The organism is Sulfurovum aggregans (assembly GCF_055385215.1).
This window is the reverse complement of record NZ_AP042387.1, coordinates 1775578-1797790: the sequence shown is the minus strand read 5'-3', so window position 1 is coordinate 1797790 and position 22213 is coordinate 1775578. Positions and strand designations below refer to the sequence as shown.

Here is a 22213-nt window from a genome sequence, read left to right as displayed (position 1 = left end):
CTCATAATTTAAGTTGTGTTTTTACCGCCATACGGCCGGTTTCTATACTCAGGTAAGCTTTATGAAAATCATATGTTCCGCATACCTCAGCAGGGATATCTATCATCACATCAGGAGGATATCCTCCCAGGCGATATCCTATAAGTGTCTTCTGCATGGAATCAAGTGTCATATCTACCACATCAAACAGATGGTAGGAATGGTCATTGTCCCTACTCAGCCAATCTTCTGCTTTACTTACGATCTCTCCGAATACAGTTTGGATACTTAATTCTCTTTGCAACTGTACCTCCGGTACTGCGATCTGCGGCAGACGGGTATCACCATAGAGATTAACTGCAATGGTCATCTCTGAATGATCTGACATAGTCGGTGCCACAGGTAACGGATTAAGTACTCCGCCATCTACAAGAAGCATCCCCTCTTTCTCAACCGGTGTAAAAAAACTCGGAATGGAAATGGAGGCTCTGATCGCTTCCAAAAGACTGCCTTCCTGAAACCATACTTCCTTATTGCGTTTAAGGTCTGTTGCCACTGCCGTATAGCGTATGGGTAAAGCTTCGATCTTTATATCACCGATCATTTCCGCAAGCTTTCCAAAGATCTTTACCCCTTTCACAAACCCTCTTTTGTCCCAGGAGAGATCAAGCAAGGAAGCAACATCTAGTGCACTAAGCCCCAATACCCATTCCTTGTACATTTGAAGCTTACCGCAGGCATACAATCCGCCTACCAATGCTCCCATGGAAGCACCGCTGATAGAAACGATCTCATAGCCTTGTTCCTCAAGTTCTTCAATGACACCGATATGTGCATACCCTCTTGCACCTCCGCTGCCAAGTACCAATGAAATACTTTTTTTATTTTGCTTCATCTTCTCTCTCCTTTACGTATTTATCTTTATCATAGATAAGGATCAGAACAACTTTCCGATCTTCCTGAACCCATACCAGTAGAGTAGACTTCCCAATACAAGCACTCCGGCAAAATAGGGCCAAAGATCGACAAATGCCGTACCCCGGTAAAAGATACTCTCACATCCTTCTATATAATAGCGAAGCGGTGAGATCAAAGAAAGTTTTTCCAGTACCGGATGCATTGCATAGACCGGTGTCCAGGCACCACTGAGAAAAATAAGCGGCATCATGATGATCATAGAGAGCTGTGCCACCTGCAAAATACTCTTGGAGACCGCTGCCACAAAAAGTCCTATACCCGCCGTTGTGAAAATATAAAAGAATGTCAGTAGTACAAATGCCCAGAAGGAACCATTCATCGGTATATCAAAACTTCCAAAGAGTACAAATCCCACACAAATGATCGTCCCGACCATGATGATGATCACCTGAGAGAAACTCTTGGCAAGAATGGTCAGTTTGGCATCAATAGGCATCAGAAGCATGATATCCCAGGTCCCCTCCTCCTTCTCTTTGACAAAGACCATCGCCGGAAGCAGGATCGAAAGCATCGTGATGACCGAGAGCATTTCACTCAGTGCCATAAAGGTATGGTTGTCTGCATTTTCATTAAAAAGTTTGTGTGATTTAACCGTAACAGGGAAATCGATCTTGCTGAAATCCATAATGATACTCTGCAAATACCCCAGTGTTGTGAAACTCTGACTTGCTGCTGTCGCATCAAGCAACACATTCATTACAGCAGTATTGCCCTGTCTGTAGTCCTTTTCAAAATCTTCATCAAAAAGTATTCCCACCAGGATCTTTTTATTGAAGATCGCATCACTCAATGCTTTTTGGGAAAGAAAACGCTGCGGAGGGACGAACTCGGGACCATGCAAGCGTGAAAGGATCTTCCGGCTGATCCCTCCCCCTGTATGATCCACATACCCTATAGCCACATTACGCGGTTTGATCTGCATTCCCGCACCGGCAATGTAGACATCCAGAGTAAGGGCGTAAAGTACCACTGCAAGCAGTCCCCAGGAGCGTAAAAAACTGATAAGTTCTTTGGCAACGATCGTCCAGAAAACACGCATCATCCCAGCTCCTTTTTCAAAAAGAGTGTTCCCAGCATCAACAATATGAACGCATAGAGGAGAAGTATTCCCAAATAGAGCTGATTGGTCGCAGAATCCAGCCCTTCACCTATGAGAAAGGTATCATAAAGAATGTGGTTATAGTACATCACAGGGAACAGATGTGCCATAATATAGGACTCATGGTCCATTGCAGAGATAGGAAGGATGATCCCGGAATAGAGAAATCCGGGCAACAACGTAACAATAACAGTCAGTACTACTGCAGCGATCTGTGAGCGGGTAATGATGGAAATAAGCATCCCGATCCCCAGACTGATCAGTATATAAAGCTCTCCGGCAAACCAATAGAGTGCAAAACTTCCCCGAAAAGGTACCTCGAACAGATAAGTCGCCCATAGAAAAAGAATAAAGATATTCAGAGAATGCAGAAGAAAGGCCGGTGTCAGCTTTGCAAGGATGAACTCATGTTTCCTGATCGGGGAGGCATAGAAATTAAAGATCGTTCCTTTCTCCTTCTCTTTCACAATCAGCAGAGCAGAAAGGATTGCCGGTGCAACCAAAAGTACCAGTCCGATAAGTCCGGGTACCATTGCATTCTCATCCCGCATCGCCTGATTGAAAAGATTTCGGCTGTTGAGTGTGATCATTCCTTTAGGCACTTTTCCTTCTCCCACCTCGGTTGAAGCCTGTAAAATAACACCTTGGACATAACTCTCCATTGTCGTAGCCCGTGTCGGGAATGCTGCATCCACAAAGAGCCCGATCTCAGTCTTTTGGCCATGTATCAGTCTTTTTTCAAAGGAGGAAGGAATGATAAGGATCATATCAGCTTCAGCCTGTTTGATCAGGTGCATTGCTTCGGACTCTTCCATCTGTACCATCATCGGATCAAAATATTTGGAGTCCTCAAATTTGGAAGTCAGTATCTGTGAGTAATGACTCTGGTCATAGTCCAGAATAACGATTCTTGCATGTGAAACTTCCATACGGATACCATAACCGAAAAGCAGAAGTATCATTGAAGGCATAAGATAGACCATGATAATGAGACGGGTACGGAAAAGTTCTGTAAGCTCTTTGAGTATATACGCTTTGATCACTCCTGCTCTCATTGGTAATACTCCAAAAATATCTCTTCAAAATTCTTTGCATGGGGATGCTGTCTATAAAGCTCATCTATATATTCATCTGCTACTTTCACTCCTTCTTTCAGCAGTACGACCCTGTCACAGTACTCTGCTTCGCTCATGTAATGTGTGGTGATCAGAATGGATATCCCCCATTTCACTTTCAGCATCTCCAGTATCTGCCAGAATTGGGCTCTAGCTATTGTATCAACCCCGGAGGTAGGTTCATCCAGGAAAAGAATGACAGGTTCATGCAGCAGTGCAGCAGTAATGGAAAAACGCTGATTAATTCCCAAAGGCAATTCTCCGGGAAGAGCATCCATATATTGGAGGTACCCCAATGCAGAAGCATATTTTTCAATACGCCTGAGTGCTGTGTCTGTCCTTATCGCATGCATACGTGCAAAATAGAGCAGGTTTTCCCGCACCGTCATCTCTTTGTAAAGTGCAAAATGCTGACTGACATAGCCTATCTGTGCTTTGAGTTCACGCCTGTCATTTCCGCTGAGGATCGGTTTTCCAAGAAGATAGAGCTCTCCCTCATCAATGGGGTAGAGTCCCAACAGCATTTTGATGAAAGTCGTCTTCCCTGCTCCGTTCGCACCCAATAAACCTACGATCTGGGCGCTGTGGAGCTGCATATCAATGTGGTCATTGGCAACAAATTCACCAAACTGTTTGGTCAGTGCTTTTGCCTCCATCACAACTTTTGGGATCGTAACAGGGCTCTGGCGCTCCCCTATTTCCATAGTAGAAAAAGTCTGCTTTTTTTGAAGTGCATTGACAAAGAAAAGTGCTTCCAGTGTCGGTTCGGCAGATACTGAAGAAAGAGGATGCAAAGCATAACTCCGTCTGTCAAAGGAAAAACATGCTTTGTCATCCTCACAGGAGACCTCTTCATAAGTATACTTTCTCACAGAATCAATCAGCTCTGAACTGCTCCCTGCCGCAATGATCTCCCCCTCATCAAAAAGGAGGATCCGGTCCATCTTTGCCGCCTCCTGCATATATGCCGTACTTACCAGAATGATCGTACCTTCACTGCTGCGAATATCATCGAGGATCTCCCAGAGCTCCTGGCGGCTGAGCGGGTCAACACCCGTAGTCGGCTCATCCAGGATCAAGAGTTTGGGACGGTGCAGAAGTGTACATATAAGTGAAAGTTTCTGCATCATCCCTCCACTGAGCTTACCTGCTTCACGGTCTACAAAATGTGAAAGCCCTGCCATATGCAGCAGCTTCTTTCTGTAGCTGAGAAAATCATCATTCTTCTCAAGGTTTCGAATGGCTGCAAAAAAATCGAGATGTTCACCTACTGTAAGTGTTTCATAAAGTACCAGTCCTATTCCCTGGGGCATCAGACCGATATTTTCTTTAAGCTTTTCAGCCTCTTTGGGGGAGTGATAGTCTGTTCCTTCATAAATGATCTCACCTTCAAAACATCCGACACCGGCAATAGCATGCATCAGTGAACTTTTTCCTGCACCGTCAGCACCGATAAAACCGATGATCTCACCATACTTTGCTTTTAGGGAAGCATCCCTGATAGCAGTCAGATCTTTGTATCGTACAGTGACATCTTTAAGTTCAAGACCGGACATCTTTTTTTCTCTTCATTCCAAATACTGTAAATACAAGCCATAAAGGTTCTATGATTTCATCTAATACAGTAAAGGATTGGGCATTATCGGTAAAAAAGTCTGCCTGTTCTACTGTTAGTGTATTGTTTTCGGTACTTTTCATAACACAGGCAACGCATTCAATGTATTAGGCAGATCTTTTCCATCCATAGAAATAACACCGATCGCAGGAATACCCAGCTTTAGCAGGGGATCTACCTTCATCGGTTTGAGATGTACGGCATAAACACGCTGTATACGGTCACTTCTGACACTTACTTCTTTAGGGGTGAACTCCGCTTTTTGTGCGATACTGACGACTCTGGCTTCCATCGGTCTGTCAGGATAGGCATCCAGAAAGATCACTGCTTTGTCTCCCAGTTTGATCTTGCCGTTCTGCATCGTATCTACAAAGATCTTCAAATAGAGAGAGTGCGGATCCATCAATGTTGCCACTGACATCCCTGCACTGACCACCTCGCCCTTATTGGCAATCTTTTCTACAGTATAGCCGTCAATAGGCGATCTGATAGTCAATTCCCTGAGCATTTCTTCCACCTGTACTTTGGAGGCTTCCAGTGCTTTGATCCCTGCTTCAAACCCGGCGATCTCCGCCTGGACAGAAAGAAGTTTTTTTTGTGATATCTCTGCCTCTTTCAATTCTGCCTGTACGATCTTGATCTTCTCATTGGCTTCAGAAAGCTGTGCCTTGAGCATATCCAGTTTATCACCTTCCATATCTTTCTTCAGTTTGGAAAGTTCCAGTGTCTGTTTATCTATCGATTTATTCTCAAAAAGAAAATGTGAACGTTCATAGTCTCTCTCTGCCTGTTCAAACAGACTTTTTTGTGCACTGATACTTTTTTTCAACGCCTGGATCATGGCCTGTACGGAACTGAGTTGTGCCTCTGCCTTTTTTACTGCCAGAGGAAGGGTCACCTCTGTTATCTCTGCTTCGATTTTTCTGGCTTTGAGCATTTTTCTCTCTGCTTCGATCTCTGCCTCGATTTGCACTTTTCGGGCTTCCTGCTCTCTGCTGTCAAGCTGTGCAACGGTCATTCCTCTTTTTACCAAGATACCGTCATCAACAGTGATCTCAAGTATTCTGCCGGGATATTTGGTATTGAGGTTGATAAGATCACCGTCTATACGTCCCGTCCCCTGCACCAGATTTTCGGGAAGATGCTTGGGATGCAGTTTAACATAGATCATCATCCCTGCTGTCAATACCAAAATAATCATCATTGACCCGAGCCAATATTTTTTTATGATCTGCATTCCAGCTCCTCATTCTTTTTTAACCCGAATTACGCGGCAGATTTTCTAAATATTCTGCAAGAACTTGCAGAATATTGGTAATCTTTATGACATAATCATGGTTTTATTCTATCATATTTTCAACGGATCCCGTTTTGCTTTTTTTCGCAGCCAATTGATGGATCTCAATATCGACGGATGCCTGATGATCCAGATCTCTATCTTATACTTGTACGGAAAGTCTGTAAGCATTAATCCTACGATGATCGTCAGTATACCCTGCCCCGGCAAAAACAGCATCACGATCCCGGCTATGATAAAAAGCATCCCAAGTATATTTTTCAAAAATATAAATATCCATCGAATAATCGGTGGCTGCTCTTCCCATAAATAATGTTGGCGTTTCGGATGGCTAAAATAGTCTGACGGTATCTGTACAATGATCCACGGAACCAATACCATAGAGGCAACAGATCCTATGATGGCTGCTATCGTCACGAACATACTGAACCTTCCTACCCACTCACTTTTCCTTCATACCATTTACGCATCCATCTGTCCAGAGGACTGATCATTCTGTAAATGACAGGAACGACCAGAAGCGTCAGGACCATGGAACTGAGCAGACCACCGATGATAGAGATCGCCATCGGTGCTTTGGTCTCACTTCCCAGACCTGTACTGAGCGCCAGAGGCAGCATGGCAAAGATCATTGCGATCGTAGTCATTAAAATAGGCCGTAAACGCTTCTCTCCAGCCTCCAGCAAAGCATCATCGGCATTTTTGCCGTGCGCAATGGCTTCGTTGGCAAAATCAACCAGCAAAACGGCATTCTTACCGACCATTCCCATAAGAAGCATAAATCCGATCATCACAAAAAGGCTGAACTGCAATCCTGTTAAATAGAGAGCCACCATCACACCGATAATACTTAAAGGTAATGCCATCATGATGATCACAGGCTGAATAAGTGACTCATACAAAATAGCCAGAATGATGAACATCAGGATCACAGAAAGTCCGATAGCCGCAGCAAACGCTTTGCCTGTTTTGACCATCTCTTCTGCAAATCCTGTAAATTTGTAGCTCACACTTTCGGGAAGCAGTGCATCAATACCCTCTTTGGTATAATTCACTGCACCTCCGAGATCCAGCCCGAACAGATCGGCATAAATGCTGACCTGTCTCTGTCTGTCATAGTGGTAAATGGAAGCCAGAGATTTTGTTTTGCTGAAGGTAACCAGACCATCAAGGTAGACCAATTCACCGTTTTTGGCTCTAAGCTGGATCTTTTTGATCTCCTCTATGCTTGCTCTGTGTGCATCATCGAACCGTAACGTAATATTGTACTGTTTCCCTTTTTCTTCAAAATAGGAGATCTCAAGATCACTTGAAAATGCTGTGGCGATCGCTTCTGATATCTGTGACGCAGAAATACCGAACCTGTTGGCATTTTCTCTCAGGATATTAATATCGATCTGTGGTTTTCCCTCATCCAGATTCGTATCGATATCCACAAAACCCTTTTTCTTTGCCAGATATTCGGTCAGTTTCTTCTCGGCGATCTGCAGATCTTCAAAAGAATCGGACTTCAGAACGATCTGATACGGCACACTCACCCCTGCCCCTTTGATAGCAGGGATCGCAGCTGCAGTAATGAACATTTTTTTCTGATAGGGTTTGAGTGCATCTCTGAAGTTCTGTATGATCTGTTCCTGTCCGATATCCCTCTGATCCTTTTCTACCAGTTTCACATAGATCAATGCCTTGTTCTTCTCTTTGACATTGTTATATCCCACACTCAAGGTAGTGAACTTTACATTTTTATTTTTTCGTACCAGATCTTCAATCTGCTTTGACTCTCTGATCATCTCTTCAAGTGAGATACCGGCATGTGCCCTCATCTTGATCTCAAATTCGGATTTATCCTCTTTGGGAATGAAATCCATACCGATCTTCGGGAAAAGTGTCAGAGAACCGACAAATCCTGCAAACACAAGGATCAGAGTGATCACCTTGAAACGAAGAACGGACTTCAGGGTAATATCATAGATCTTCTCCATGAACCTGAAGAACGGTTCAGTCATATCATAGAACCAACTCTGCCCCTTCTGCAGGACCCTTGCACTGAGGCTCGGTATAAAGGTCATGACAACGGTGAAAGAGATAACCACGGCAAAACCGACCGTCATTGCAAAAGATTCAAAGAATTTCCCGACGATCCCGCTCATATTCGCTACAGGTACAAATACGGCAAGAAGCATAGCCGAAATAGCCAGAATGGCAAATGCCATCTCTTTTGTCCCTTCCACTGCCGCCTCGAATTTCCCCATTCCTTCCTCCATCTTCTTATAGATGTTCTCCAGTACTACAATGGCATCATCGATGATGATACCGATGGAAAGTGTCAGCCCGATCAGTGTCATTTTATTGAGATTGTAGCCCATGTAGTCCATCAGAGCAATGGTCCCCAGAATCGAGATAGGAATGGACAATGCGGACACTGCGGTGATCGTTATATTTCTCAAAAATCCGAAGATGATGATCACGGCAAGGAAGGCACCGTAAATAAGGTCAAATTCCACATCTTCCAGTGAATGCAGTATGAAAGGCGAAGTATCCTGAAGGGTTTGTACACCGTATTTGTCACCTGCAAGGGTCTGGAGTTCCGGAATAACCGCTTTGACACGGTCTATGATATCGACAGTGTTGGTACCTGATATCTTTTGGACTTCCAGCATGACCCCTTCTGTCCCGTTGAACGAAGCATAACTGTCAGCATCACTGAGTGTATCTTTCACCTTTGCGATATCTTTAAGCCGTATATTGTCTTTCACCATGATATTCTCAAGCTCTTCCACATCCAGTGCATCCGCTCTGGTCTTCAGGGTGAATTCTTCGGTAGAAGTGATCAGTTTTCCACCGCCGATCTTCACATTCTCATCTGCAACAATATCATTCAGCTCTCTGACACTGATACCGTATTTGTTCAAAAGCCTGATATCCGGATAGATCTTGATCTCCCGCTCTTTGTATCCTATGATATTGATGGCACCTACACCATTGATCTTTTGCAGTTTCGGTTTTACTTTTTCGTCGGCGAACACCATCAGGTTCTGAACCGTATCATGCTCTGCCGTCAAAAAGACATTGATCACCGAAGCCCCGCCAATGTCCAGCTTGCTCACCAGCGGTGTTTTGGCATTCATGGGTAAAAGGACAGCGGCTACCTTGTCTCTGACATCATTGGTGGCTTCATTGATATCTCTCTCCAGAAAAAATTTCACGGTCACGACACTGGCTCCCTCACTGCTCGTAGAGATGATACTGTCCACACCGCCGATCCTGGAGATGGCTTCTTCTATCTTGTCGGTGACCTGTGATTCGACCGTACTTGCCTCTGCTCCGGGATAGATAGTCTCGATCGTTACAATAGGAAAATCAATATTCGGATAGAGTGCCGAAGGCATGGATCTGAAACTCAGAAATCCGAATATCACCAGTGTGATCACATACATCAGTGTCGTGATGGGTCTGTTTATAGCTAGTTTATACATCTCTCGCCTACTTTGTATCTGTAGTGACTATGGTACCGTCACCGAAAAGTCCGACGATCACATCTTCCGTTACCACCTCAGCTTTCATCTTTCGCTTGCTGCTGTCTACAGAAGGATAGATCTTGGAAATAGTTCCCTGATGTACTTTGCTGCTTCCGTCGATCTTATAGGTGAAGCGGTCACCCACTCTGACATCATTCCAGTACTTCTGGTCAAATTCCAGAACCAGTTTTCTCTGATGCAGACTTTGCATCCTGATAATAGTGCGTATCATCGCACTGCTGACAACATCACCTTCTTCTACACTTTTGGCAAAGACCACACCGTCGAACGGTGCTTTCAGGACGGTTTTATCCAGAAGTGCCTGTTGATATTGCAATTGTGCTTTTGCATTTTCATATTTAAAGGCATATTGGTCGAATTTTGATCTGTCTATGATATTTTTGACCTTCTCTTGTCTCTCATACTCTTTTTTTGCATATTTCAAAGCGGTCTGTGCCACATGAAGCATGGCTTTAAGATCATCATTCTGCAAGGTTGCCAGGATATCACCTTTTTTGACTTCACTTCCTACATCCACAAGAACCCTGTCCACTATACCGCTGCTGCTGAATGCCAGATCGGCACTTTTCTCCGCTTCAACATTAAATGTGGCATATACTTCCCCAGCTTGCAGTCCTGTGAACAGGAACAGCACAAAAAAAACTAATTTCTTCATTTTATAAACTCCTTGGGATCTTTCCCTGCATAATAATAGTAGATCGATTTGGCGATCTCATAGTCATAAAGTGTCTCTTTGTACTGTGATTCCGCCAGGGTCATTTGAGTCAAGGCATCCAGATAGGCAATATTGTCTGCTACCCCTGCTTCAAATTTCTTCCTGACCGAGTGGTAAGTACTCTTTGCCGCTTTGAGTTCACTGGCTGCACTTCGGCGTTTGGCCCGCACAGTTTTAAGGGTTTTTTTTGCCAGGGAGAAGTTCATTTTCTGTTCTTTAAGGCGGTAACTGCTCTCAGAAAGCAGAGCAAGTCTCCGGTATTTGAGTGCTTCAGCCTCTTTTTTCATTTTTCCGTTGTCAAAAAGCCGCATACTGACCGAAAGTGTCAGATTGTTCTGATGGTCGATCAAAAATGAACCCGGGTCAAAACCGGGACCTGCCGGAAACATATCATCATAATGGGTCCTGCTGTACGTATCGGAAAGAATGACCTGCGGTTTGTAGCCTGAGTTGACCGCATTGGTGTTTTCATGCATGACTTTGGCATTTGCAGCCAGTATCTTCACTGTTTCAAAAGGTTCAAAACGTATATGGTCCGGCTCCCTGAAACGGCTGTATCTCAAATGTTCCACTTTAAGACCGCTGCGCAGCTGCAGGTTCTCTTCACTGTTCTGCAAAGCCAGTCTGGCATTTTCTATCATATAACGGTTGTTTTCGTACACTGCCTGCAGTTTAGCTACCTCTTCGGATGTTGCCAGTCCTGACTGGAGGAATTTTTTGACTCTGTGTATCTGTGCTTTAAGCTCTTTATCCTGCTCCCCCAGTGCATGAAGGGTCGATCTGAGTTTCATGATCGTATAATAATGGTTCACGATCTCAAGTGTAACACTTTTTTCAAAGGCTTTTTTCTCAAAAAGAGAGGCTTCATGCTCAAAGGTCTTTGCCTGTAAAAGTGATCTTTTTCTTCCTCCGTCATAAAGTTCCATACTCACCTGGGCAAAGGCAGAACTCACCTGCCCAGGGCTAACAAGATACTTCGGACTGAGTACACTGTGGCTCACACCCATATCCAGTGTAGGCCAGTACGCACGCTTTGCGGCATCCATCTCTTCCGCTTTGGCTTTAATATTCATGGATCTGGCTTCTATCAGGGCATTATGACTGCCGGCATGGTCGATCAGTGTACGCAGGCCATACTCCCCTGCACATACAAATAACGGGATCATTAACAGTAAAATCCTCATCTCTTCTCCTTTGTTCCAAACAGTATATTTAAGAAAAGCTCTATCTCTTTTTCTACATCACAGGTACTTAAGCGGGAATCTACTACCAGACCTGTTCCGAACAGGACCAGGGAACTTGCAGAGATATGCATCTGTCTGTCCAGCTCTCCTGATGTTATACCTGTTTCCAGTATCCAGTTCAGGACCATGATGAACTTTTCTCTGCACTGTTCACTGAATTCCAGCATCTCTTTTGCTTCATGGGTCAGTGAAATAGCAAGAAATTCCTTATAGATGTTCAGGTGTCTTTTTGCTGTTTCATTTTCAAAGAGCAGGTAAAAGAAATGGAAGAGTTTTTCTCTGGTCGGTATCTCTGCCCGGCTGATCTCTTCGAGTCTCTTCTCATGTTCGGAAATGAATGTCGTGATGATCTCAAAGACAATATCTTCTTTGTTCTCAAAATACTCATAGATCGTCCCTTTCCCTACCCCGGCTGTCCGTGCTATCTGGGAAATGGTCAGATTGTCTATGCCGTGTTCCAAAAGCAGTTCTCTGCATGAAAGTGCGATATTTCTTCGTTTTTCTTCTTTATTTACAATAATTGCCATACCGTTCCTTTTTATGACTGACCGTCGGTCAATTAAATTATAGTGCAAGATTTCTTAAGAAAATATTATTTTTCAGGTTTGTCAAAAAAGCGTCGTTATTCTCGAATCGCTTCGCTTACAAGGTCGTTCATAACGACAATGCACACTCTGTGTGATTTAATAATAGATTATCTTTTACTACGTAACATCAGTTAGTAAAAGAAGTTACTCCTTATAAACTTACGCTAAAATATATCCATTATAAATTTGGGACAGTATAGAGATGGCAAAGCAAAAGAAACAGGAAGAGTCGATAGAGAAGCAATTATGGAAAGCCGCAGATAAATTACGAAAAAACATTGATGCCGCGGAGTATAAACATGTGGTGATGGGGCTTGTGTTTTTGAAGTATATCTCTGACAGTTTTGAGGAGCTGTATAACAAGCTCAAAGCTGGTGAGGGTGAGTATGTGGGGGCTGATCCTGAAGATAGAGATGAGTATAAAGCTGAGAATGTCTTTTTTGTGCCTCCTACTGCCAGATGGTCGTTTCTGCTTTCCAATGCCAAACTTCCAAACATCGGGAAGATCGTTGATGAGGCTATGGATGCCATAGAGAAAGAGAACAATTCGCTTAAAGGTGTGCTTCCAAAAGTCTTTGCACGAGATAACCTTGACAGTAAATCTCTTGGCGGGTTGATAGACCTCATAGGAAACATAGCCTTTGGAGATGCGAAAGCTAGAAGTGCTGATGTACTTGGTCATGTGTTTGAATACTTTTTAGGTGAGTTTGCACTTGCCGAGGGGAAACAGGGCGGGCAGTTTTATACGCCTAAAAGTGTCGTTGAACTTCTTGTAAAGATGTTAGAGCCATACAAAGGCAGAGTCTTTGACCCTTGTTGTGGGTCTGGTGGTATGTTTGTGCAGTCTGAAAAGTTTGTGACAGAACACCAAGGAAAAATAAACGATATCTCTATCTATGGTCAAGAGTCAAACCAAACCACATGGCGACTGGCAAAGATGAACCTTGCCATCCGTGGGATAGACAGCTCACAGGTAAAATGGAACAATGAAGGCTCATTTTTAAATGATGCCCATAAAGACCTCAAAGCTGACTTCATCATCGCCAATCCACCTTTTAATGTGAGCGACTGGAGTGGTGATTTACTACGAAATGACGGAAGATGGAAGTATGGAACTCCTCCGGAGGGAAATGCCAACTATGCCTGGATACAGCACTTTCTTTACCACTTGGCACCTACAGGAACAGCGGGGTTTGTACTGGCAAAAGGAAGCCTCACTTCTAACACTTCAAATGAGGGTGAGATAAGAAAAGCACTTATAGAAGCCAATCGGGTAGACTGCATTGTCAACCTGCCTGCCAAGCTCTTCCTCAATACACAGATCCCTGCTTCTATATGGTTTATGAAACGCGGCAGAACGACCAAAGATATTTTGTTCATCGATGCCAGAAATATGGGTGAACTCATCAACAGACGAACCAAAGAGTTCAGTTCTAATGATACTGACTATATAGCAAGTGTGTATCATAGTTGGAAAGCAATTCACTGTGGGACTGAAGTCCCACCTCCAACTGGAAACGGGACTTCAGTCCCGTCCTATGAGGATATAAAAGGGTTCTGCAAATCTGCTTCTTTGGATGAAGTAAGAAAGCTAAACTATGTACTCACTCCTGGGCGATATGTTGGGCTTGAAGAGGTAGATGATGAGTTTGACTTTAAAGAGAGGTTTACTGAGCTTCAAAAAGAGTTAAAAATGCAGATGGAAGAGGAGCAGGCACTTAATCAGAGAATTAGTGAGAACTTGGCAAAGGTTGTTTATGAGTGATATTGTAATTTATGAAAATAGAAATGTGGAGTTTGGAAAAGTGGTGTGTTCCATTTTTGCACATACCACTATAGGTGGTGCAATTTTATGATGAGTGAGTGGAGAGAAGTAGTTCTACAAGATGTAGTAGAAAAATTTATTGACTATAGAGGGAAAACACCTCAAAAATCTACAAGTGGAATTCCTCTAGTAACAGCTAAAATTGTTAAGTATGGAAGGATTTTACAGCCAAATGAATTTGTTACACGAGAAACTTATGATAGTTTTATGACAAGAGGGTTTCCAAAAGTAAATGATGTAGTATTAACGACCGAAGCACCACTAGGAGAGGTAGCTTTACTAAAAGATGATAGTGTAGCTCTTGCCCAAAGAATAATTTTACTTCGAGGGAAAGAAAATATATTAGATAATGGCTATTTGAAATATTTTCTACAATCAGAAGAAGGACAATATCGGTTAGATTCAAGAGCTTCAGGAACAACAGTATTTGGTATTAAGGCTTCCGTTCTTAAAGAAATGCCTATTGTAATGCCTTTATATAAAGAACAAAAAGCAATAGCAGAGGTGCTAAGTAGTCTTGATGACAAGATAGACCTACTCCACCGCCAAAATAAAACCCTTGAAGCGTTAGCACAAACACTTTTTAGACAGTGGTTTATTGAAGAGGCTGGGGATGAGTGGGAAGAAAAACCACTAAGTGAGTTTGGAGATGTAATTTGTGGTAAAACACCATCTAAGAAAAAAGCAGAATATTATAATGGGACTGTACCATTTATAAAAATTCCTGATATGCACGGTAACACATTTATTTTTAATACAACGGATACATTAACAGAAGAAGGTAGTAGTTCTCAAAAAAATAAGCTATTACCTGCAAAATCAATATGTGTAAGTTGTATTGCAACTGTTGGATTGGTTTCGATGAATATAATTGAAAGTCAAACAAATCAACAAATAAATTCAATAATTCCAAAACAAGAAAACTATAGATATTTTTTATATTTATTTATGAAATCATCTTATGATTTATTACAAGCTATGGCGAGTGGAGGAACAGCAACACTAAATCTAAATACTGGAGATTTTAAAAAAATGGAAGTTTTAAAACCTGATGAAGATATATTAAATGATTTTCATAATTTAGTTGAACCACAATTTAATAAAATATTTGCAAACCAGCAACAAATCAAAACTCTTGAAAATATGAGAGATACACTTTTACCTAAATTGATGAGTGGGGAAGTGAGGGTGAAGGTATGAGTAGAGTTTTTTATCGTTTTAGAAGTCTTGATCGTCTTTTTAATGATAAAGAGCTAGAAAATTCAGAAATCTATTTTGCTGCTTATGAAAACTTAAATGATCCAATGGAAGGATTTTATGATTTTGTTTTTAATGGTGATGAGATAGTTTGGAAAAATTTTTTTAGACATTATTTGATGTGCATAGAAAGAGTTAATTCTTTATACCTTATCACAGGAGAAGCTCATCACAAAATAACTATAGATGATATCCCTATCTATAATAGTTTTAACGATTTTCCTACACCTATATATAGAGAATTGTTTGAAAAAATAGCAAAAGATTTTTTTGATAGTTGTGGTGAACTTATAAAAAAGATTGCTACACGAACAACAGCTATACGAAAAGATGAACTGAGTATTTATTTAAATAGTGTGCATTTTATTGCTTTGCAAATTATTCAAAAACATTATGAAAAAAGTAATTTTATTCAAGGAGATAAAAAAAGACCAAAAATAGATAGACTGCATTTAGATCCAATAGCAAAACTAATAGATGCTATTGAGAAACTAATTAAAGAGGAGAAAGATACTTTAGATAAACTAGATTCACTTATAATGATTCAAAGGGAGATTCAAAATGAGATGAAATTGGTAAATGCAATAAACAACAAACTATATAAGAGCACTCCGAACAGATATTTTATTGTTGAAAATTTTGTAAATGAGTATTTAAAGAGTATCGAAAAATTAACTTTTCCATCTTCGTATATTGCTTGTTTTTCTGCAAAAGAAGCAACACATAACTCTTCTGTATGGGGACATTATGGAGATAGTCATCAAGGTGTATGCTTAATATTTGAATCAAATGAAAATGAAACCTTATCTTTTTCAAATGCAAAAATAGGTTATGGTTCAAATGGTGTAATTTTAGGTAAAGAAGATATAAATTTTTATCAAATTGATTATTCTGACAGTTTTGTAGAAATAGACTTTTTTAGAAGCCTAGGAAGATTAACTACTTCTAATTTAATAAAGTGGTATTATGATAAAGATAATAATTTTAGTGATATCAAGCATGAAGTATTAGATAATCAAGATATATGGAAAAAAAAATATTGGGATACATTTCAAAAAAATAATCTAACAAAAACAAAAGACTGGCAATATGAAAAAGAATTTCGTTTAATTTTAAATAGTGGTATAGATGGGAAAATTGATAGAGAATATAGAAAATTACAATATGATTTTCAAAATCTAAAAGGTTTAATCTTTGGCATAAAAACTTCTATGCAAGATAAAATAAAAATAGTCAATATAATACAGCAAAAATGTAAAGAAAATAATAGAGATGATTTTGAATTTTATCAAGCTTATTATTGTCATATAAATAAAAACATACAATATGAGAAACTTAGTTTTTTAAATTTAAAATATAGAAAATGAAATATAAATTTTGGGAAAAAATGATACTTATAAAAGAGAAACTATGAAAGTTAACTCAAATATCCTAATATACCAAACCAAAGATAGTCAAATAAAAATTCAAATAAGACTTGAAGAGCATCGGGATTCCCGATTTTCCATTGAAGGACATACATGGATAAACTAATCCGAAACTCAACAGCCGAATTTTTGATCTTTACTTCACAAAGTGGCGAAGACAGCATAGAGGTAAAAGTGTTTGATGAGTCGGTTTGGCTGACTCAAAATATGATTGCCCAGCTTTTTGATGTGCAAAGACCAGCAGTTACTAAACATCTTAAAAATATATTTGAAAGCGAGGAGTTAGAAGAGAGTTCAGTTAGTTCCATTTTGGAACATACTGCAAAAGATGGCAAAAACTACAAAACAAAATACTACAACTTAGATGCCATCATCTCCGTAGGCTACAGAGTAAACTCCAAAAAAGCTACACAGTTTAGAAAGTGGACAACAGCAGTTTTAAAAGAGTTTGCTATAAAAGGGTTTGTCCTTGATAAAAAACGACTTGAAAATGGTACATTTTTAGGCAAGAACTACTTTGACAAACTTCTCGAAGAGATACGGGAGATACGGCTGAGTGAGCGGATGTTCTATCAGAAGATCACAGATATTTATGCTACGAGTGTGGATTATGACAGAAATGATGCCACAACAAAAAAGTTTTTTGCAAAGGTACAAAACAAACTTCATTTTGCTATACACGGGCACACAGCGGCAGAGCTTATTTATGGGCGAGCAGATGCTCAAAAGGAAACAATGGGCTTGACTTCTTGGGATAATGCACCAGATGGCAAGATACTCAAAACGGATGTAACCATAGCTAAAAATTATCTTAGCGAAGATGAGTTAGATTCTCTTGGGCGTATCGTCAATGCTTTTTTGGAGTTGGCAGAGAGTCGAGCGAAACGAAATATACCTATGACTATGGAAGATTGGGCTACGAGGTTGGATGCATTTTTGGAGTTTGACGATAGAGAGATCTTAGCAGATGCGGGGAAGATCACTAAAAAAATAGCCGATGCATATGCAGTAAGTGAGTTTGAAAAGTATCGCATCGTTCAAGACAGACTTTTTATGAGTGATTTTGACAAACTACTCCTCGATATGGAAGGAAATGATGACTAAACAGATTTGTAGGGAGGATTAGTCTATGGATAAAAAAGTAATAAACAATGGAAGGGACACCATGAAAGCCAATTCAAACATCCTAATCTACCAAACCGAAGATGGACAGACAAAGATCCAAACAAGACTTGAAGAAGAAACAGTTTGGCTTACTATTGAGCAAATGGCAGAACTTTTTCAAAAAAGCCGTTCAACCATAAATGAGCATATTTTAAATATTTACAAAGAAGGTGAATTAGAAAAAGATGTGAGCTTGAAGAAAATCGAAAATTCTGATTTTTCTACAAAACAAATAAATTATTATAGCCTTGATGTCATTCATTTAGTAGAAAATCGAGTAAATTTTTTACAAGCTCAAAGGATCATTTAAAATGGCAAAAATAACTGTACTAGAAAATGAAATCACAACATCAAAATTTAATGAGGATGATTATATATCTATAACAGATATAGCTAAATACAAAGACAATAATGATGCTAATGACATCATACGAAATTGGCTTCGTAACCGTAATACTATAGAGTTTTTAGGTATTTGGGAACAATTAAACAATCCAGATTTTAAACCCGTCGAATTCGACGGGTTTAGAAAAGAAGCTGGACTAAACAGCTTTACCATGAGTCCTACAAAGTGGATAAAAAGCACAAATGCCATAGGACTTATTTCAAAATCTGGAAGATATGGTGGAACTTATGCACACAAAGATATAGCATTTGAGTTTGCATCTTGGGTGTCTGTTGAATTTAAACTCTATCTTATCAAAGAGTTTCAAAGATTAAAGGATGATGAATTAAAGCAGTTAGGATGGGATATAAGAAGAAACCTTACTAAAATAAATTATCGTATCCATACAGATGCAATTAAAGAGAATCTAATTCCAAAAGAACTATCACCTAAACAGATAAGTTTTCTATATGCAAATGAAGCAGATATTTTAAATGTGGCACTTTTTGGAATGACAGCTAAAGAGTGGAGAGAGATTAATAAAACTAAAAAAGGCAATATAAGAGATGATGCAGATGTAAATCAGCTAGTTTGTTTGGCAAACTTAGAAACGCTTAATGCACATTTTATAAATGAAGGGCTTTCTCAATCCCAAAGAGTGCAAAAGTTAAATAGTATTGCTATTGGACAAATGAAAATTTTAAGTGCCCAGAGTGTTAAAAAAATAGGTATTTCAAATGTCAAATAAAATAACTGAAAATGAAATAGAACTCTTTGCCATAGAACTTTTAGAAAAGCAGGGGTTTGAATATATCTATGCTCCGGACATTGCACCTGATAGTGAATCTCCTATGCGAGACTCTTTTGAAGATGTGATCTTAAAAGAGAAGTTTCAATCATCACTTGTGAGCATTAACCCTACATTGGAGTATGATCTCATAGAAGATGCAATGAAACAGGTGTTGCGGCTGAAATCTACAGAACTTTTGGTAGACAATGAAGCATTCCATAAGATGCTTACAGAGGGAATTACCGTAGAGAGACAGCAGGATGGTGTGACCAGAGGGGAAAGAGTAAAACTCATAGACTTTGATGATGTGATGTCCAATGACTTTATGGTGATGAACCAGTTTACTGTGGTTGAAAACGGCATCAACAAACGACCAGACCTTATACTTTTTATAAATGGTTTACCTCTGGTTGTCGTAGAACTGAAAAACCCTGTGGATGAAAATGCTACGATCAGATCTGCATATAAACAGATACAGACGTACAAGAGTGTGATACCTTCATTGTTTACCTATAATGCCTTTTGTGTCATCTCTGATGGACTGGAAGCCAAAGCCGGGACGATCTCGGCAGGGTTGACACGGTTTATGTCTTGGAAAATACTAAAAGGAGGTGATGCTTTAGCTTCACAAGAGGGTGAGAATAAAGTCACACTTCCTATGGAGACGCTTATCGATGGTATGCTTAACCCCGTAACACTCTTAGACCTCATACGAAGTTTCATTGTCTATGAAAAAAGTACCCATGAAGATAGCAAAACAGGCATCACGACTATAGAGACGGTAAAGAAATTGGCAGCGTACCATCAATACTATGCCGTCAATAAAGCAGTAGCTTCTACACTGAGAGCTACTGCACTTGACGGGTATGTTGAGCATGTCAATGAAGATCCTGTTGCTTATGGATTAAGAAGCGTTGAGAAACAACCAAAGGGGGACAGGAAGGCTGGTGTAGTATGGCATACCCAGGGAAGCGGTAAATCACTCTCTATGGTCTTTTATACCGGTAAGATAGTCCTTGCTCTGGACAACCCGACTATTCTTGTCATAACAGATAGAAACGATTTGGATGACCAACTCTTTGATACCTTTGCTGCTTCAAAGAGTCTGCTAAGACAAGAGCCTGTACAGGCAGAAGACAGAGAGCATCTGAAAAGCCTGCTTAAAGTAGCTTCCGGTGGGGTGGTTTTTGCGACCATCCAAAAGTTTCAACCTGAAGAGGGTAATGTCTATGATGTACTCTCAAAGAGAAAAAATGTCATCGTCATAGCAGATGAAGCCCACAGAACACAATACGGATTTAAACCTAAAACAGTCGATGAAAAAGATGCTGAAGGGAATGTGGTCGGTAAAAAGATAGTGTATGGTTTTGCCAAGTATCTTAGAGATGCACTGCCCAATGCAACCTACTTAGGATTTACAGGTACACCCATAGAGAGTACAGATGTCAATACCCCTGCTGTGTTTGGTGACTATGTGGATATTTATGATATTTCACAAGCGGTGGAAGATGGGGCTACGGTGAAGATATATTATGAGAGCAGACTGGCAAAAATAACCCTGAGTGATGAGGGCAAAGCGCTGGTAAAAGAGCTGGACAGCGAACTCAAAAATGATGACCTGAGCGAGACCCAAAAAGCCAAAGCCAAGTGGACACAGCTTGAAGCACTCATAGGGAGTAAAAATAGAGTCAAAGAGGTGGCAAAGGATATTGTAACGCATTTTGAGAGCCGTCAAGAGGTATTTGAAGGCAAAGGAATGATTGTTGCAATGAGTCGAAGAATTGCAGCAAGTCTCTATGAGGAGATCATCAAACTCAAACCGGAATGGCACAGTGATGATTTGAGCAAAGGTGTAATAAAAGTGGTGATGACGGCAAGCTCCAGTGACGGACCGATGATAGCAAAACACCATACAACCAAACAGCAGAGACGTGATCTTGCCAATAGAATGAAAGATGTCAATGATGAACTGAAACTGGTCATCGTACGTGATATGTGGCTGACCGGGTTTGACGCACCATCCATGCATACCCTCTATATAGACAAGCCTATGAAAGGGCATAACCTGATGCAAGCCATAGCCAGAGTCAACAGGGTGTATAAAGATAAACCCGGAGGATTGGTTGTTGATTATCTTGGGATTGCAAGTGATTTAAAAAAGGCTTTGTCATTCTATAGTGACAGTGGAGGAAAAGGTGACCCTGCCTTGGCACAAGAACAAGCAGTTGCTTTGATGTTAGAAAAACTTGAAGTAGTTTCTCAAATGTATCATGGGTTTGCTTATGAAGAGTATTTTGAAGCAGATACAAGGACTAAGCTCTCACTCATCCTTGAAGCAGAAGAACATATATTGGGATTGGAAGATGGGAAGAAAAGATACATTGATGAAGTCACTGCACTTTCTCAAGCCTTTGCCATAGCGGTACCGCATGAAGAAGCGATGGATGTCAAAGATGAAGTCTCTTTCTTTCAAGCTGTAAAAGCAAGACTGGCTAAGTTTGACAGTACAGGCACAGGAAGAAGTGATGAAGAGATGGAGACAACCATCCGACAAGTCATAGACAAAGCATTGGTAACAGAGCAAGTCATAGACATCTTCGATGCCTCCGGGATCAAAAAGCCTGACATCTCCATACTCTCAGAAGAGTTCTTGCTTGAAGTACAGGGAATGAAGCATAAAAATATCGCTATGGAAGTACTTAAAAAACTTCTGAATGATGAGATAAAAACCAGATCTAAAAAGAATTTGGTTCAGAGTAAATCTCTTATGGAAATGCTGGAAAACTCCATTAAAAAGTACCATAACAAGATCATTACCGCTGCTGAAGTGATAGAAGAACTTATCAGTCTGAGCAAAGAGATCCATAAAATGGATGAAGAGCCTAAAGAGATGGGGCTTACAGATTTTGAATATGCTTTTTACTCTGCCATTGCCAACAATGACAGTGCTAAAGAAGTGATGGAACACGATAAATTACGTGAACTTGCCGTAGTCCTGACGGAGAGAGTAAGAGCCAATGCCTCTATAGACTGGACGATCAAAGAGAGTGTGAGAGCTAAACTTAAGGTGATCGTAAAAAGAACACTTCGACAGTTTGGGTATCCGCCGGATATGCAGAAGTTAGCTACTGAGACTGTATTGAAACAGGCTGAGATGATAGCCGGTGAATTGGCTGCTTAAACCCGAGTCTGCCTTC

The 22213-nt window shown here is 40.6% G+C and carries 18 protein-coding genes; 7 read left to right on the top strand and 11 right to left on the bottom strand.

Features of this window, described 5'->3' with window-relative positions; genetic code table 11:
• Position 1: 1 nt before the first annotated feature.
• The 11 genes from ACZ48W_RS09215 to ACZ48W_RS09165 all read right to left on the bottom strand — a co-directional run bounded on the left by ACZ48W_RS09215 (position 2) and on the right by ACZ48W_RS09165 (position 12108).
• Positions 2–874 carry a patatin-like phospholipase family protein gene (locus tag ACZ48W_RS09215; protein WP_464828121.1) on the bottom strand — a complete coding sequence of 291 codons (873 nt, stop codon included), beginning with the start codon at positions 872–874 and terminating at the stop codon, positions 2–4.
• A gap of 42 nt (positions 875–916) precedes the next feature.
• Positions 917–1999, bottom strand: coding sequence for an ABC transporter permease (locus ACZ48W_RS09210; protein ID WP_464828120.1), 1083 nt, complete (start codon positions 1997–1999; stop codon positions 917–919).
• Complete coding sequence (locus ACZ48W_RS09205) at positions 1996–3111, bottom strand: ABC transporter permease (protein WP_464828119.1); 1116 nt, start codon at positions 3109–3111, stop codon at positions 1996–1998. The genes ACZ48W_RS09210 and ACZ48W_RS09205 overlap by 4 nt, the downstream gene beginning before the upstream one ends.
• A complete protein-coding gene (locus ACZ48W_RS09200) occupies positions 3108–4727 on the bottom strand; it encodes an ATP-binding cassette domain-containing protein (RefSeq protein ID WP_464828118.1) in 1620 nt (539 codons plus the stop codon). Before ACZ48W_RS09200 ends, ACZ48W_RS09205 begins: the two co-directional genes overlap by 4 nt.
• Positions 4714–4869, bottom strand: coding sequence for a hypothetical protein (locus ACZ48W_RS09195; RefSeq protein WP_464828117.1), 156 nt, complete (start codon positions 4867–4869; stop codon positions 4714–4716). Before ACZ48W_RS09195 ends, ACZ48W_RS09200 begins: the two co-directional genes overlap by 14 nt.
• A complete protein-coding gene (locus ACZ48W_RS09190) occupies positions 4866–6023 on the bottom strand; it encodes an HlyD family secretion protein (RefSeq protein ID WP_464828116.1) in 1158 nt (385 codons plus the stop codon). Before ACZ48W_RS09190 ends, ACZ48W_RS09195 begins: the two co-directional genes overlap by 4 nt.
• 111 nt (positions 6024–6134) lie before the next feature.
• A complete protein-coding gene (locus tag ACZ48W_RS09185; RefSeq protein WP_464828115.1) occupies positions 6135–6506 on the bottom strand; it encodes a PGPGW domain-containing protein in 372 nt (123 codons plus the stop codon).
• Between the two features lie 11 nt (positions 6507–6517).
• Positions 6518–9559 (bottom strand): efflux RND transporter permease subunit, encoded by a 3042-nt coding sequence (locus ACZ48W_RS09180; RefSeq protein WP_464828114.1) that lies wholly within the window; start codon positions 9557–9559, stop codon positions 6518–6520.
• Between the two features lie 7 nt (positions 9560–9566).
• The gene (locus tag ACZ48W_RS09175; RefSeq protein ID WP_464828113.1) at positions 9567–10277 is read right to left on the bottom strand and encodes an efflux RND transporter periplasmic adaptor subunit; all 711 of its coding nucleotides are present in this window, start codon (positions 10275–10277) and stop codon (positions 9567–9569) included.
• Entirely contained in the window at positions 10274–11521 is a 1248-nt protein-coding gene (locus tag ACZ48W_RS09170) for a TolC family protein (RefSeq protein ID WP_464828112.1), read from the bottom strand. Before ACZ48W_RS09170 ends, ACZ48W_RS09175 begins: the two co-directional genes overlap by 4 nt.
• Positions 11518–12108, bottom strand: a complete 591-nt coding sequence (locus tag ACZ48W_RS09165) for a TetR/AcrR family transcriptional regulator (RefSeq protein WP_464828111.1) — start codon at positions 12106–12108, stop codon at positions 11518–11520. The genes ACZ48W_RS09170 and ACZ48W_RS09165 overlap by 4 nt, the downstream gene beginning before the upstream one ends.
• Positions 12109–12370: 262 nt before the next feature.
• Between ACZ48W_RS09165 and ACZ48W_RS09160 the strand changes: the two genes are divergently transcribed.
• From ACZ48W_RS09160 to ACZ48W_RS09130, 7 genes are all read left to right on the top strand, one after another.
• Positions 12371–13933, top strand: coding sequence for a type I restriction-modification system subunit M (locus ACZ48W_RS09160; protein ID WP_464828110.1), 1563 nt, complete (start codon positions 12371–12373; stop codon positions 13931–13933).
• A gap of 87 nt (positions 13934–14020) precedes the next feature.
• Positions 14021–15193: a restriction endonuclease subunit S gene (locus tag ACZ48W_RS09155; protein ID WP_464828108.1), complete on the top strand. Its 1173-nt coding sequence runs from the start codon at positions 14021–14023 to the stop codon at positions 15191–15193.
• A complete protein-coding gene (locus ACZ48W_RS09150) occupies positions 15190–16617 on the top strand; it encodes a DUF2971 domain-containing protein (RefSeq protein WP_464828106.1) in 1428 nt (475 codons plus the stop codon). The genes ACZ48W_RS09155 and ACZ48W_RS09150 overlap by 4 nt, the downstream gene beginning before the upstream one ends.
• A 153-nt stretch (positions 16618–16770) precedes the next feature.
• The gene (rhuM, locus tag ACZ48W_RS09145) at positions 16771–17781 is read left to right on the top strand and encodes a RhuM family protein (RefSeq protein WP_464828104.1); all 1011 of its coding nucleotides are present in this window, start codon (positions 16771–16773) and stop codon (positions 17779–17781) included.
• A 25-nt stretch (positions 17782–17806) separates the two neighbouring features.
• Entirely contained in the window at positions 17807–18151 is a 345-nt protein-coding gene (locus ACZ48W_RS09140; RefSeq protein ID WP_464828102.1) for a hypothetical protein, read from the top strand.
• Between the two features lies 1 nt (position 18152).
• Positions 18153–18974 carry a KilA-N domain-containing protein gene (locus ACZ48W_RS09135; RefSeq protein WP_464828100.1) on the top strand — a complete coding sequence of 274 codons (822 nt, stop codon included), beginning with the start codon at positions 18153–18155 and terminating at the stop codon, positions 18972–18974.
• The gene (locus tag ACZ48W_RS09130) at positions 18964–22197 is read left to right on the top strand and encodes a type I restriction endonuclease subunit R (RefSeq protein ID WP_464828097.1); all 3234 of its coding nucleotides are present in this window, start codon (positions 18964–18966) and stop codon (positions 22195–22197) included. The genes ACZ48W_RS09135 and ACZ48W_RS09130 overlap by 11 nt, the downstream gene beginning before the upstream one ends.
• Positions 22198–22213 lie beyond the last annotated feature (16 nt).

Coding starts and splice junctions, on each gene's coding strand:
- ACZ48W_RS09195 (WP_464828117.1), bottom strand. CDS start 4,869: ATGAAAAGTACCGAAAACAATACACTAACAGTAGAACAGGCAGACTTT.
- ACZ48W_RS09135 (WP_464828100.1), top strand. CDS start 18,153: ATGGCAAAAATAACTGTACTAGAAAATGAAATCACAACATCAAAATTT.
- ACZ48W_RS09190 (WP_464828116.1), bottom strand. CDS start 6,023: ATGCAGATCATAAAAAAATATTGGCTCGGGTCAATGATGATTATTTTG.
- ACZ48W_RS09140 (WP_464828102.1), top strand. CDS start 17,807: ATGGATAAAAAAGTAATAAACAATGGAAGGGACACCATGAAAGCCAAT.
- ACZ48W_RS09175 (WP_464828113.1), bottom strand. CDS start 10,277: ATGAAGAAATTAGTTTTTTTTGTGCTGTTCCTGTTCACAGGACTGCAA.
- ACZ48W_RS09165 (WP_464828111.1), bottom strand. CDS start 12,108: ATGGCAATTATTGTAAATAAAGAAGAAAAACGAAGAAATATCGCACTT.
- ACZ48W_RS09155 (WP_464828108.1), top strand. CDS start 14,021: ATGATGAGTGAGTGGAGAGAAGTAGTTCTACAAGATGTAGTAGAAAAA.
- ACZ48W_RS09185 (WP_464828115.1), bottom strand. CDS start 6,506: ATGTTCGTGACGATAGCAGCCATCATAGGATCTGTTGCCTCTATGGTA.
- ACZ48W_RS09130 (WP_464828097.1), top strand. CDS start 18,964: ATGTCAAATAAAATAACTGAAAATGAAATAGAACTCTTTGCCATAGAA.
- rhuM (WP_464828104.1), top strand. CDS start 16,771: ATGGATAAACTAATCCGAAACTCAACAGCCGAATTTTTGATCTTTACT.
- ACZ48W_RS09180 (WP_464828114.1), bottom strand. CDS start 9,559: ATGTATAAACTAGCTATAAACAGACCCATCACGACACTGATGTATGTG.
- ACZ48W_RS09170 (WP_464828112.1), bottom strand. CDS start 11,521: ATGAGGATTTTACTGTTAATGATCCCGTTATTTGTATGTGCAGGGGAG.
- ACZ48W_RS09210 (WP_464828120.1), bottom strand. CDS start 1,999: ATGATGCGTGTTTTCTGGACGATCGTTGCCAAAGAACTTATCAGTTTT.
- ACZ48W_RS09205 (WP_464828119.1), bottom strand. CDS start 3,111: ATGAGAGCAGGAGTGATCAAAGCGTATATACTCAAAGAGCTTACAGAA.
- ACZ48W_RS09160 (WP_464828110.1), top strand. CDS start 12,371: ATGGCAAAGCAAAAGAAACAGGAAGAGTCGATAGAGAAGCAATTATGG.
- ACZ48W_RS09200 (WP_464828118.1), bottom strand. CDS start 4,727: ATGTCCGGTCTTGAACTTAAAGATGTCACTGTACGATACAAAGATCTG.
- ACZ48W_RS09150 (WP_464828106.1), top strand. CDS start 15,190: ATGAGTAGAGTTTTTTATCGTTTTAGAAGTCTTGATCGTCTTTTTAAT.
- ACZ48W_RS09215 (WP_464828121.1), bottom strand. CDS start 874: ATGAAGCAAAATAAAAAAAGTATTTCATTGGTACTTGGCAGCGGAGGT.